This is a genomic window from Rhodoferax sp. ZS1R8, from assembly GCF_056521325.1.
Genome location: NZ_JBWMBA010000001.1, coordinates 594708 through 608283, shown reverse-complemented (window position 1 = coordinate 608283; position 13576 = coordinate 594708). Strand labels below are relative to the sequence as shown.

Here is a 13576-nt window from a genome sequence, read left to right as displayed (position 1 = left end):
CGGGGCAGCACCTACAATGCTGCATTTTCCTCCCATGCTTATCTGCAACCCGGGAGGCCGGGCTGACATTCGCACAACGAACCGCCACGCCCGCCTCAAATGTTTAGGAACACCATGCATTCACGCATAGCACTGACGGCCGTATCGGCCTTGGTTTTGGCATTGTCCGGCCCCAGCCTGGCCGCCACCATTCCCCCTGGGACGCAGCTGCATCCCACCCAGAATTTCGTTCGCAGCAATGGCTCCGAGCCTGAGAGCATGGACCCGGCCGTAGCCGAAACCGTGCCCGCCAACCAAATCCTGCGTGACCTGTTCGAAGGCCTTACCGCGACCGACACCACCGGCAAAACCGTGCCGGGCGTTGCCGAGAGCTGGAAGCAGACCAACCCCACCACGTGGGTTTTCAAGCTGCGGACCAACGCGAAATTCTCTAACGGCGATCCCATAACCGCCGAGGATTTTGTCTACGGCATCCGCCGTTTTGTGGATCCCAAGACTGCGTCGCCTTACGCTGCCACATTTGGCGTCTTCCTGTTGAACGGCCTGGAGGTTGCGCAGGGCAAGAAGCCGACGAGCGAAGTTGGCGTAAAGGCACTGGATAAGCACACCTTGGAAATCAAGACGCAGGACCCTACCGCGTTCTTGCCGGAGCTGTTGACCAATACCCAGCTGGCACCGATCCACAAAGCCACCGTTGAAAAGTGGGGCAAGGACTGGGTCAAGCCCGGCAATATGGTGGGCAACGGCGCGTTTGTGCTGAAGGAATGGCAGGTCAATAACCGCATCGTGGTCGAGAAGAACCCCCAGTATTGGGATGCGGCCAACGTGCAACTCGCCAAGGTGACGTATCTGCCCATTGAAGACCAGTTTGCCGATGTGAAGCTGTGGGAGTCGGGCGAGACCGACTACGTTTACCAGCTACCGCCAGGCGTGTTTGACAAATACAAGGCGCAATACCCCAAGGAACTGCGCAACCAGGCCATCATCGGCGTGCGGTATTACGATTACCAGACCAAAGATCCGGCATTCAAGGACGTGCGCGTGCGCAAGGCCTTGTCTATGGTCATCGACCGTGACATTCTGTCCAAGCGCGTCACCGCGGACGGGCAGGCTCCCGCCTACAGCCTGATCGTCAATGGTGTGGTCGGTGCGGACCCCACGCCTTACGAATGGGCCACCTGGCCGATGGAAAAGCGTGTTGCCGAGGCCAAGAAATTGCTGGAGCAAGCCGGTGTAAAACCCGGCACCAAATACAGCTTCTCGTACAACACCAGCGAGTACCACAAGAAGATGGCCGTGTTCGTGGCCTCGGAGTGGAAAACCAAGCTTGGCATCGTCATGGACACCGAAACCATGGAATTCAAAGTGTTGGCCAAAAAACGCCACGATGGCGCGTTCCAGTTGGCTCGCAATGGCTGGCTGGCCGACTACAACGATGCCACAAGCTTCCTGGCGTTGGTGCGTTGTGATTCCGATCAGAACACCAATTTCCATTGCAACCGCGAAGCCGAAGCGCTGATCCAGAAAGGCAACCAGCTGACGGATGCAGGCAAGCGCAAGGCAATGCTGACCCAGGCCTCCAAGATGATCCTGGACGACTATCCCATCATCCCCTTGTTGCAGTATTCGTTGCCCCGTCTTATCAAGTCGTACGTCGGCGGCTATTCTGAGCTGAACCCGCAGGACCACTACCGCAGCAAAGACTTTTACATCATCAAGCACTGAGAGGCCTGAGCGATGTGGTCTTACACCCTGCGCCGCATTTTGGCGGCGATCCCGACCGTTTTCGTCGTGGTGACGGTCTGTTATCTTCTGTTGCACGCCACGCCAGGCGGTCCATTTGACAGCGACCGCAAGGTGTCTGCGGCCGTCTTGGCTAATCTGGAAGCCAAATACCATCTCGACCTGCCGCTGTGGCAGCAGTACCTTCTGTACTGGAAGGGCCTGCTGCAGGGGGACTTGGGCGCATCGTTCCGCTACGCCGACTGGACCGTCAATGACCTGGTAGCGGCCGCGTTGCCGGTGTCGCTGGGCATTGGCGGAATTGCCATGTTGTTGTCCGTGTTCATCGGCGTCGGCTTGGGGATTTTTGCGGCGCTGCGGCAGAACAGTGTGGTGGACCACTTCGTCATGCTGCTGGGCAATTTGGGCAGCGCGGTTCCCAGCTTTGTGTTGGGGCCGGTCATGATCATTATTTTCGCCATTGCGTTGAAGTGGCTGCCGGCGGGCGGCTGGAACGCGTTTGAACCCCGCTTTATGGTGCTGCCCATCGCGCTGTTGACCATCATCAATGTGTCAACCATTGGCCGCGTGATGCGCGGCAGCCTGATCGAGGTCATGCACAGTAATTTCATACGCACTGCACGCGCCAAAGGCTTGCCTACCCGCGTCGTGGTGCTGCGCCATGCGCTCAAACCCGCGCTGCTGCCCGTGGTGTCTGTGCTTGGTCCTCTCGCTATTTCGTCTATTACGTCGGCGCTTGTGACAGAGACCGTGTTTTCGTTGCCAGGCCTGGGAAAACTGATTGTGAATGGCGCGGGCAACCGCGACTACACGCTGGTGTTGGGCCTGGTGGTGCTGATCACGGTGCTGACCGTGACCTTGAATCTGTTGGTTGACCTGGCCTACGCCTGGTTGGACCCCAAGATTCGTTATTGAGCTCGCTATGCTGACTTCCCATAAAACATCTGGTGTGACGACCGGCACAGTACCTGACCCTTCCATACTCAAAGTTCCTGTGCTGAATGATGGTCGCAGCCTATGGTCGGACGCACGCCGGCGCTTTTTGCGCAACAAGGCCGCCATCATCAGTCTGATTGTCCTAACGGTTATTTGCCTGTCCTGTGTTGTCGGCCCATGGGTTTTGCCCCATGCCTTTGACAGCGCCGACTGGGAGGCGATGAGCTTCCCCCCAAGCATGGTCAACTCCCATTTTTGGGGCACCGACGATGCGGGCCGTGACCTGTTGGTGCGCTGCCTGATCGGCGGACGCGTGTCGCTGACGGTCGGACTGCTGGCTACGATCTCGTCGGTGACACTGGGCATTGTGTGGGGCGCCACCGCCGGATTTATGGGCGGCAAGGTCGATGCCTTCATGATGCGCATCGTTGACATGATGTACGCCATCCCCTATCTGCTGATCGCTATTCTGCTGGTGACGATTCTGGGCCGTGAGTTTTATCTCGTGGTTCTGACCATTACCGTGTTTTCGTGGATGGACATGGCGCGTGTTGTTCGTGGGCAGACGTTGTCGCTGCGCTCGCGCGAATATGTTGAAGCGGCCCGAGCCATTGGCGTGTCGACGCCCCGCATCATCTTCAGCCATATCGTGCCGAATCTGCTGGGCGTGGTGGTGATTTACACGACGGTGACGGTGCCGGGGGTGATACTGACCGAGTCGGTGCTGTCCTTCTTGGGCCTGGGCATTCAAGAGCCGATGACCAGCTGGGGCGTGCTGATACAGGATGGCGCCAAGACGATGGAGGCGACGCCGTGGATCTTGTTGTTCCCCGCGGCCCTGCTGTCGACCACGCTGTACTGTTTTAATTTTATTGGTGATGGTTTGCGTGACGCGCTGGACCCCAAGGAACGTTAAGAACCATGCATTTATTGGACGTCAAACAACTGGGAGTGCAGTTTCAAACTCCCGACGGGGTGGTCAGCGCCGTCAACGGAATCAACTTCACGCTGAACCGCGGCGAGACGCTGGGCATCGTGGGTGAGAGCGGCTCGGGCAAGAGCCAATCGATGTTGGCCATGATGGGCTTGCTCGCCATCAATGGCAAGGCTACGGGCCAGGTTTTGTACCAGGGACAAGACCTGATCAGCATACCGACAGCGGACCTGAACCGCATCCGCGGGAACCGCGTGGCGATGATTTTCCAGGACCCAATGACATCGCTTAATCCGTACTTGACGATTGAGCGGCAGATGACCGAGGTGTTGGAGTTCCATAAAGGTATGAGCCGCAAAGACGCGCGCGTCAGAGCCGTGCAGGCGCTGGACGCAGTCAAGATGCCAGAGGCTGCACGGCGGATCACGATGTATCCGCACGAGTTTTCCGGTGGCATGCGTCAACGCGTGATGATTGCCATGTCGCTGCTGTGCGAGCCCGATGTGCTGATTGCCGACGAGCCGACCACCGCGTTAGATGTCACAGTGCAGGCGCAGATCCTTATGCTGATGCGGGAGCTGCAGCGCGATTTCGGTACGGCTATCGTCATGATCACGCATGACCTAGGCGTGGTTGCCGGCCTGTGCGACCAGGTCATGGTGTTGTACGGCGGTCAGGTTATGGAGCAAGGGAGTGCAGAGGCTATTTTCTACAAGCCGTCTCACCCCTACACGGCCGGTTTGCTGGCCGCAGTGCCGCGTCTGGAAGCCGGCGATACACCCATGCTCGCGATCCCCGGTGCGCCACCCAATATGGCGAAGCTGCCTGCGGGTTGTCCGTTCACCGAGCGCTGTGTGATGGCGCTGCCGCAGTGCGGTTCGGTGCGGCCGGCGCTTGCGCCTGCTGCGCATGACACCCACGTGCTGCGTGCTTGTCATCTCAGCATGGAAGAGGTTACTGCCAACCGGCAACGCCTGCACATTCAGCAAGGAGTGGCTGCATGAGCGCCGCACAAACTTCATCTGCCCCACTGTTGTCGGTCAAGGACCTCAGGGTCCACTTCCCGATACGGGGCGCGGGGGCGTGGCCCTGGTCACCAACGCGTGCCCTGAAGGCCGTAGACGGTGTATCGTTTGAGCTGCGCGCCGGAGAAACACTGGGCATCGTCGGCGAGTCGGGTTGCGGCAAGTCCACGCTGGCCCGCGCGCTGCTCAATCTGGTGCCGATAACCGATGGCAGCGTGGTCTGGCATGGCGATGAAATGCGCGGTGCCAGTGACGCCGCTTGGCAGAGCAAGCGCAAGGCTGTGCAGATGATCTTTCAGGATCCGCTCGCATCGCTGGACCCGCGCATGACCGTGGCACAAATCATTGGTGAACCGCTGCGTACCCACTGCCCGGAATTGAGCAGTGCAGAACACAACGAACGCGTACTGGCGATGATGCTGCGCGTAGGTTTGACTGCCCAGCAGATCAACCGCTATCCGCATGAGTTTTCGGGCGGCCAGTGCCAGCGCATCGGTATTGCCCGCGCGCTGATACTGAAGCCTCAAGTCGTAATCTGTGACGAGCCGGTCTCTGCACTCGACGTATCGATTCAGGCACAGATCATCAACCTGCTGAAAGAATTGCAGGCCGAGATGGGTCTGGCTCTGGTGTTTATCGCGCACGATCTGGCTGTGGTCAAACACATCAGCCAGCGCGTCATGGTGATGTACCTGGGCCGTGCCATGGAGATAGCGCACAAGCACCCGTTGTACGACACGCCCCACCACCCTTACACGCAGGCCCTGCTGGCTGCTATCCCGATACCGGACCCCCGAATCGAACGCGGTAAGACCCTGCAATTGCTGCAAGGGGACTTGCCATCGCCGATCAACCAGCCCAGCGGCTGCGTGTTCCGTACTCGTTGCCCTAAGGCCATTTCAGAGTGCGCGCTGGCTATCCCCCCGCTGCGCGCAGTTGCCCCGCAATCGTTGAGCGCCTGCATTTTGGAGTAAGTGCGCCATTGTTGTGCCCACAGCTGGTGCATAGGGGCATATCGGTAGCAAAAAGCGCTTGAATTTGGGCCGTGTCAAAGTGCCTATTGCGCTTCGTGCAAGAGGGGTGAGAGACAGTGGAAAACTGAGCGTTGTCGAGGGCGTAGCCCCTGGGGAGAGCTATTTATTTGTTTCCGTTGTACCGATGTAACAGTATGGTTACTTTTGCTGAAATCCCTTATTTACAAGGCTTAGGCGCCTTTTTACTATGCTTGTACGGAAGTTATTTTGTGGGCGGGTTCGATTCTTGCTGTGTCGATCCCATCAGCAAACTTGACTGATGAAACTATAAGTGGGGCTGCCTGGTAGGGCGGTCAGATTTTTAATCAATTGGAGAATTCATGAGTCACACAACTCCCAAATTCCGACGCAGCGTACTAGCGCGTTCGGTTCTCATAGCCTGTGGTGCCACCGCGGTTGTATTGGCCGGCAGCTCAGCATTCGCTCAAGCTAGTTCTGAACTCCAACGGGTCGAAGTAACAGGGTCCTCCATCAAACGCATCAATGCCGAAGGCGCCCTGCCGGTTGTTGTGATGAAAGCGGAAGATATCAAAGCCTCAGGAGTTACGTCCGCGGCGGATCTTATCCAGCGCATCTCCTCTGTCCAGGGCGGTTCGGTAGAGTCGGGTTCTGTGGGCGGAAATAGTTATGGATTCACCGGCATCTCCATCCACAACATTGGCGAAACACGAACACTAGTCTTGCTGAACGGCAAGCGCATGGCGCAGTTTGGTGGCCAGACGTTGACTGGCTACGCTGCTGGATTTGACGTCAATGCAATCCCCTTATCCGCCATTGAGCGGGTCGAATTTCTGACGGATGGCGCCTCAGCGTTGTACGGTGCAGACGCCATGGCCGGTGTAGTGAACTTTATTACCCGCAAGAATTTCAATGATGGCGACGTGACCATTGGCTTCTCCAATCCCCAAGGCGGCGGGCAGGAAAAGCGAATCAGCGCTTCTATTGGTTTCGGAAATTTAGAAAAAGACAATTTCAGTGTCGGCGTCACCGTGGGTCACGATGAGCGCAAACAATTGTTTGCTACGGACCGTAACTTTGCAAACACTGGAAAGATCCAATTTGTTTACAACGGCAAGTCGTATCGCAAGCAGCAATTCTCTGCCAGTCCCATTCCCGCAAACGTGACTGACGACAATGGCCAGCTCATTAGCCCGGCGTTGAAGCGCACCGGGGCATGCCCGACGAAGACTTTCCGCGTGACCGAGCCTTACAACGATGGCACCGGATTGGTCGATGATTACTGCGGCTTCGACTTCGTGGGCGAACTGGAAATCTACCCAGAGCGCAAGCGCGATAACTTGGTAATTTCTGCAGTCGCAAATGCAGGTGCACAAGAGCTCTATGCTGATCTTTTGTTCTCGCGCACCAATCAGATTTCTCGTATTGCTCCGGTACCTGGTTCTATCAGTATTCCTGCTGGCACTCCGTTGCACGACAAGTACTTGCTTCCACTTGGCATCACACAGGACAGTCTGGCGTTCTACCGCTTGTATGACCTCGGCAAGCGCGCAAGCAACGACATAGCAGAATTCAGCAATGTCGTGCTGGGATCTAAGGGTGAAGTGTTGGGTTGGGATTATAACGCCAGCATCAGCAGCTCTACCAGTGATGTGAGAGGAAGCATTTCCGGCTATCCCGGTGCGCTGGCGGTAAAGCGTTTGCGAAGCAGTGGATTGCTGGACCCATTTGTGGGACCAGGTCAACAATCTACCGCTGCCCAAACTGCAATTGACTCGACGTCGTACAACGGCTATTGGGATGGCGGTGTTTCCAAACTGATGTCGTTGGCTCTTAATGGATCGAGATCCATTGGCAATTTGGACGGCGGCGCTATCCAATTGGGCGCTGGTATCAACTTCAACAAGGAAGATTTCGAAGCAAAGCCCAGTCTCTTTGCCCAGGGCGCCTTGGCTGACCCCGTCGCTGGGACTTTGTGTAATGGTGTGAAGTGCGACCAGAGATTTGGTGATTCATCGTCGCAGAAGCCTTACTCCGCAGGCCGCAATTCTGCGGGTGCCTTTGGTGAGTTGGTTTTGCCCGTCACCAAGCAATTGGAGTTGGGTGCTGCGTTGCGCTACGACCGGTATTCCGACTTTGGAAGCGCTACTACGGCCAAAACTAGTTTCCGTTGGACCCCGAGCCCAGAATTCTTGGTTCGCGGCTCTGTTGGCACAGGTTTCCATGCACCAACCGTTCCCCAGGTCAATGCGTTGTTGCGCGACTATGGGGTCACCAGCGATAAGTACACTTGCAGCCCAGGGCTGGCAGCCGTGGCTGCCGCACAGGGCGCAGTTTGCCAGCCCGGTAACCGCCAGTACGACCAATTGGCCGGTGGTAACCCCGATCTGTTGCCGGAAAAATCTAAGCAAGCAACGGTTGGCTTCCGCTTCGAACCAAGCCGTACTTGGACATTTGGTGCCGATATCTGGCACGTTGCCATTACTGATTCTTTTGGTCAGCTGACCGAGCAGTTGGTTTTTGGCAACCCAACGGCTTATCCAAAGTCGTGGGGAAGCAAGGTTGACATCGGAACAGGCAAAAACTACCTGGCGTTCAAGGCATTGAACACGAACCTGGGTAACTCGTACTCAACCGGTGTTGATTTTGACATTACAGGCCGTACCAAAACGATGTTTGGAGACCTGTCGTCGAACCTGACTTTGACCCACATGTTGCGTGACGAAAGCCAACAGGAAATCAACGGTCCGTACTATTCGTCGCTGGCGGATTTCAGCGACAACGTGGGAACTGTTTCCTTCAGGACCAAAGGGCGTTTGGCTACAACATTGAAGTCCGGTAGCTGGGCCCATACGTTGGTCGCCAACTTCAAGTCTGGTTATACCGACCGTTCGTCCAACGCTGAACTCCTGGATGCAAGCGGCAACGTGGTCAGCATTGAGAAGTTGCGTATCGATGTTCAGGCCTACTACTCATGGGATTGGCAGACTGTGTGGACGCCTTCGAAGTCGTGGTCGATCACCGGTGGTGTCCTCAACGTGTTCGATAAGGCTCCGCCCTTGGCGATCTCGACCAGCGGCTCCAACCGCGGCCAGCAGTTTGGTTACGATGATCGTTACTACGATTCCCGCGGCCGTACGGTTTACGCAAACGCAAGCTTCAAGTTCTAATCCTTAGCTTATTGTTGTGATTTAGGCTCATTAGGGGTCCGCCGACAGCAGTCGGCGGGCCCCTTCATTTTTGAGCATTCAATTTGCAATGTGCGTGTTCGAAAAAGACCATAAGGGGTGTGGGTAGTGGAACCAATTGAGAAACATATGCAGTTACGCGCTGCCGCCGATTTACGGCAACAAGGCCATGCGCAGCAAGCGCAGGCGATTCTTGCCGATGCGCTGAAGCATTTTCCCGGTGACCTGGAGTTGTCGCGGCAGTTTGCACTGGGCGCAGAGGCAGGCGGCGAAAGGGCTGCTGCGCTTGCAAGTTTGCAACACGCTGTCGGGGCAAATCCTCACTCGCATCAACTCTCCCTGGATCTCGCGTCACTATTGGCTGCAGATTCGCGACATGGTGCAGCAGTAGAAGTATTGGAGCGCGCACTACGGTCCTCACCAGAGCACCCCATGTCTTGGCTGCTTTTGGGACAGCTGCAAACGACAATGGGGAACCATGCGGCCGCGCTGCGCGCCAATTATGAGGCGGTCGTGCGTGCGCAGTGCAGCGGGCAGTGGCTTAGCGAAGAAACCACGCCCGAGCCTTTAATGGACGCAGTCATCCATGCGTTCGACAGCGTGAGAAATGGAAAGCGCGAAATCCTTTTTGGTTCGTATATGCACGTACGAGACCAAGCTCCGACAGGTGCCTTGGACAGGGTAGATTACGCGCTCGCTGCGTATCTTAAAGAATTGCACGTAAAGCCTACGAGTGAACACCAGAAACCTAGATTTTTCTACTTCCCAGGGTTACCCGAACAGACGCTGCATAGCCCCTATCTGCACACTTGGGCCCGAACGCTTGAAGCGGAATTCGGAGCCATTCGGCATGAGGCGCTACAGGTCCTCACGCAGGACGGTAGTTTCCAAAACTTTTTGGAGCTTTCAGAGAAAGCCCGAATGGAAGATTACCTTCAGGGTGACGGGGAAACCCCATCATGGGAGGCCTTTTTCTTCTACCGGAGGGGCAAGCGATTCGACGGCAATCACCGCCGCTGTCCGAAAACCAGCGCGCTAATAGACGCCATCGACTTGTGTGAAATAGCGCACCAGGCGCCGGAAATTTGTTTTTCGGTATTAAAGCCAGGCACGCACATACTGCCGCACTTCGGAGTGACCAACGTCCGGTACGTGATGCATCTCCCACTGGTCGTTCCGCAAAACTGCGCACTACGTTTCAGCACGGGACAGGAGCACATCTGGCGAGAAGGTAAAACGGTTCTCTTTGACGATACGTTTCAGCACGAAGCTTGGAATCGCTCACAAGAAACCCGCATCGTCTTACTAATGGATTGCTGGAACCCATACTTGACCGCAGTGGAGCGATTGGCGGTAAAGTGCCTTATTGAGACGATCACCGGTTTTCAGTTAGCGGATCGCGCTGCGCGGTCGCACTCGAGCGCCAACTGATGATGCGAAGTGCGGCGTAAACGCGGCGCTTTCCATGGCGAGAGTTTGTATCGAGGGCGTGCTGATTACAACAACCGGAGCGTTCTGTTAGTGGCCCGTCGCACGAAGTAACCCACAGCGTGAACATGTTGCTAAATGTATCGTTCGCGATGCTCTTAAGACCGTTGCTGTCACGTGACAAAAAGACAGGTTTCCCGACTCTCTTGTTTACAAAAGCATGCAGGTGTTTCTAACATCGACCTGCAGGAGTTTTTTTGCTTGTGGGTTCGATTCTTGCTCACTCGATCCCATCAGTACAACCGACTAGTGAAACTGTAAGTGGGCTTGCACCATTGCGGGGATATGACTTTACCGAGTTGTCCAAACCGTAGATGTGCAGGCCGTCAAACCATTGACAGGGAGGAATGAGACTCCCAACTTATTGGAGAATCGATGTTTAAACATACCAAGCTATGTTCCGGGCTTTTGCTCGCATTTGGAGGCCTCGCAATTGCGCCGGGTTCGGTGATGGCACAGGATGCCGCTGCACTGCAGCGCGTTGAAGTGACCGGATCGGCGATCAAGCGCGCCTCTGGTGAAACAGCTTTGCCCGTGCAAGTTGTTACCCGAAAAGAAATTGAACAGTCTGGCGCGTCGAACGCCCAGGAGCTTCTCCAGCGCATGCCGGTGATGCAAAACTCAACGACGGAAACCAGCGGCGTAGGCGCTCAGACCTATGGCTTTTCCGGCGTTTCTATTCACGACATTGGTGAAACCCGCACCCTGGTGCTGTTAAACGGTCGCCGCATCGCCAAATCCGGTGGTCAGGCAGTCACCGGTGCTCTGAACGGTGTTGACTTGAATACGCTGCCTATCACAGCCATCGACCGCTTGGAAATTTTGACCGACGGCGCATCCGCGCTGTACGGTGCCGACGCGGTCGCCGGTGTGGTGAATATTATCACCCGCCATTCGGCCACTGAGTTCGCCCTGACGGCTGGTGCGTCAGTTCCAAGAGGCGGCGTCGCCAAAGAGCAGCGCATCAGCCTGACCAAGGGATTTGGTAACTACGACACCGACGGCTACAACTTCACATTCTCATTAAGTGCAGACAAGCGTGATTCGCTGCAGGCAACCGACCGCCAGTTTTCCAAGACGGGGATTGTTTCCGGCGTTGACGAAACAGGACGCGCCATAGGTGTAGCACCCAACAACGGAACGTCAAAGCGTTCGGCTCCGGCTAATGTCAATTTCTATGATTCCACCGGTAGCCTAGCTGCTCGTATCAACCCTGCCTTGCAGGACAACGGTGTTTGCCCACAATTTACGATCAAGTCGGGTAGTAACTGCCGCTACGATTACACCTCCCAGCTCGAGGTGTATCCCGAGCGTGACCGCCAAAACGCCTACGCGTCCATGGATTTCAACCTGGGCCAAGGAACCAAGTTATTTAGCGAACTATTGCTTGGCAAGACCAAGAGTACAGCCCGCATCGCGGCGCCCCCTGGAGAGCTAGCTATTCAGCCCGGTACCGTGGCATGGAACCATGCCATTGCCATCGCAAACAAGGCCGGGTTGGTGCAAGGGGTCGACTACGACCCGAACTCCATCGATGCCAATCTGCGCTTTACTGAACTCGGCAAACGCACCGATATCAACCAACAAGAACTCGTTCATGCAGTGGTTGGACTTGAAGGTACGTTGGCGGGCTGGGACTACACCACGTCGCTGGTCCACTCACAAAACACCGCTAAAGATACATTCGGTGGCGGCTACGCAAGCGTCAGCGGCGTTGCCAGTGCAACTCTGCGCGGCTTCGATCCGTTCCTGCCTTTGGGTGCGCAAAGCGCGGCTGGAAATGCGGCTCTGAACGCATCGAAAATCGATGGCTACTGGAATGGCGGCGTTACTACATTTGATGCACTGAACCTGCAGGCTTCCAAAGAGATTGGCACACTCACCGGTGGAGCCATCGGGCTTGCCGTAGGTGCCACCGTCAACAAGGAGAAGCTGGACGCCAGGACTGGAGAGATCCTTGGCGGACGGACGACCTATGCCGTCGACGTGGACGGCCAGCCTTGCGCTGCCACTGGTAAGGCCTGTGTGGGTACTGGTGTTGACCAACGATTCGGCGATACCGGCATTCAACCTGCGTACACGGCAAGCCGCGATACGATAGGTTTGTTTACCGAGCTGAACTTCCCGATCAGCAAGCAGCTGGAGTTCACGACATCGTTGCGTTGGGACAAAACCAACGATTTTGGCAGCACAACCAATGGCAAGATTGCCATGCGCTTCCAGCCGACAAAAGAGTTGCTGATTCGCAGCTCGGTTGGCACCGGTTATATCGCTCCTTCGTTGGCTCAGATCAACGCGCCTAAGCAAAACTTTGGTACGACTTCGTCCAGCTACAACTGCTCGGGTACCCCAGCGGCCGACGCTTTGCAGAAGATCGCCAACGGATTGGGTGTAACCTGCGATGACGGTTCGCAGTTCAATCAGTACGCGGTTGGATCGCCTAACCTGCAACCAGAAAAGACCAAGCAGGCCACGCTGGGTGTCTTCTGGGAAGCGTCATCCAGCCTATCCATGAGCGCCGATTTGTGGGCTGTCCAAATTTCTGACGTTATTGGCCAGATCAACGAAGCGGTGGTGTTTGCCAACCCTGGAAACCCCACCTACGCGCGGTATTTCACTGACTTCACGGACCCTTCGACCCGCAAGCGCCTGCTGGCTTTCATTGCTCCCAATGAAAATCAGGGAAATTCGATGAGCTCGGGCCTGGACCTCGGCATCTTCTCTCGCTTCAAAGTGGGTGGCGGTAAGCTGAATTCCAACTTGAACCTCTCCTATTCTCTGCGGGCGGATGCGCAGCAGCAAAAGGACGGCCCATACCTCAGCAGCATCAACAATGCGGATGAAACAGGAACGGTAAACTTCCGATGGAAGGGCAACTGGGTTAACAGCTTTGAAATCGACAACTGGACCCATACGTTGACGACCAACTTCAAGGCCGGTTACATGGACGCAAAGGCTACACCCGACATTTTGTCCGGTCCATCGAAGGGTGACTCGGATGCCCTGTACCGTATCAGTGTGCCCAATTTTGTGACCTTTGATTGGCAAACCACGTATGTTCCGTTCAAGAGCCTGTCTCTAACGGCAGGTGTGATCAACCTGTTTGATCGTGAACCTCCGTTTACCTTGGCCCTCGGTGGAACCAACCGCGGTCAGGAAGTGGGCTGGGACGGCCGTTATTACGATCCCCGTGGCCGGACGGTTTACATGAACGCGACCTACAAGTTCTAATCTACTGAACCCCGGGCGGTATCGCTCTTGAAAGGCCCG

General features: G+C 56.1%; 8 protein-coding genes. All 8 read left to right on the top strand.

Annotated features, from left to right (window positions below; translation table 11 throughout):
• Positions 1–114: 114 nt before the first annotated feature.
• The 8 genes from AC097P_RS02845 (at position 115) to AC097P_RS02810 (ending at position 13537) form a co-directional block, all read left to right on the top strand.
• Positions 115–1725, top strand: a complete 1611-nt coding sequence (locus tag AC097P_RS02845; RefSeq protein ID WP_479608841.1) for a peptide ABC transporter substrate-binding protein — start codon at positions 115–117, stop codon at positions 1723–1725.
• 12 nt (positions 1726–1737) lie between these two features.
• The gene (gene oppB / locus AC097P_RS02840; protein WP_479608840.1) at positions 1738–2658 is read left to right on the top strand and encodes an oligopeptide ABC transporter permease OppB; all 921 of its coding nucleotides are present in this window, start codon (positions 1738–1740) and stop codon (positions 2656–2658) included.
• Between the two features lie 7 nt (positions 2659–2665).
• Positions 2666–3595, top strand: a complete 930-nt coding sequence (locus AC097P_RS02835) for an ABC transporter permease subunit (RefSeq protein ID WP_479608839.1) — start codon at positions 2666–2668, stop codon at positions 3593–3595.
• Positions 3596–3600: 5 nt separating this feature from the next.
• Complete coding sequence (locus AC097P_RS02830; protein WP_479608838.1) at positions 3601–4617, top strand: oligopeptide/dipeptide ABC transporter ATP-binding protein; 1017 nt, start codon at positions 3601–3603, stop codon at positions 4615–4617.
• Positions 4614–5612 (top strand): oligopeptide/dipeptide ABC transporter ATP-binding protein, encoded by a 999-nt coding sequence (locus AC097P_RS02825; protein ID WP_479608837.1) that lies wholly within the window; start codon positions 4614–4616, stop codon positions 5610–5612. The genes AC097P_RS02830 and AC097P_RS02825 overlap by 4 nt, the downstream gene beginning before the upstream one ends.
• Before the next feature lie 380 nt (positions 5613–5992).
• Positions 5993–8800 carry a TonB-dependent receptor plug domain-containing protein gene (locus AC097P_RS02820; protein WP_479608836.1) on the top strand — a complete coding sequence of 936 codons (2808 nt, stop codon included), beginning with the start codon at positions 5993–5995 and terminating at the stop codon, positions 8798–8800.
• Between the two features lie 147 nt (positions 8801–8947).
• Positions 8948–10249, top strand: coding sequence for an aspartyl/asparaginyl beta-hydroxylase domain-containing protein (locus AC097P_RS02815; protein WP_479608835.1), 1302 nt, complete (start codon positions 8948–8950; stop codon positions 10247–10249).
• Positions 10250–10681: 432 nt separating this feature from the next.
• The gene (locus AC097P_RS02810) at positions 10682–13537 is read left to right on the top strand and encodes a TonB-dependent receptor plug domain-containing protein (protein WP_479608834.1); all 2856 of its coding nucleotides are present in this window, start codon (positions 10682–10684) and stop codon (positions 13535–13537) included.
• Positions 13538–13576 lie beyond the last annotated feature (39 nt).

What these genes read in the sequence shown, in the direction of transcription:
- AC097P_RS02845 (WP_479608841.1), top strand. Translation starts at nt 115, where the DNA reads ATGCATTCACGCATAGCACTGACGGCCGTATCGGCCTTGGTTTTGGCA.
- oppB (WP_479608840.1), top strand. Translation starts at nt 1,738, where the DNA reads ATGTGGTCTTACACCCTGCGCCGCATTTTGGCGGCGATCCCGACCGTT.
- AC097P_RS02835 (WP_479608839.1), top strand. Translation starts at nt 2,666, where the DNA reads ATGCTGACTTCCCATAAAACATCTGGTGTGACGACCGGCACAGTACCT.
- AC097P_RS02830 (WP_479608838.1), top strand. Translation starts at nt 3,601, where the DNA reads ATGCATTTATTGGACGTCAAACAACTGGGAGTGCAGTTTCAAACTCCC.
- AC097P_RS02825 (WP_479608837.1), top strand. Translation starts at nt 4,614, where the DNA reads ATGAGCGCCGCACAAACTTCATCTGCCCCACTGTTGTCGGTCAAGGAC.
- AC097P_RS02820 (WP_479608836.1), top strand. Translation starts at nt 5,993, where the DNA reads ATGAGTCACACAACTCCCAAATTCCGACGCAGCGTACTAGCGCGTTCG.
- AC097P_RS02815 (WP_479608835.1), top strand. Translation starts at nt 8,948, where the DNA reads ATGCAGTTACGCGCTGCCGCCGATTTACGGCAACAAGGCCATGCGCAG.
- AC097P_RS02810 (WP_479608834.1), top strand. Translation starts at nt 10,682, where the DNA reads ATGTTTAAACATACCAAGCTATGTTCCGGGCTTTTGCTCGCATTTGGA.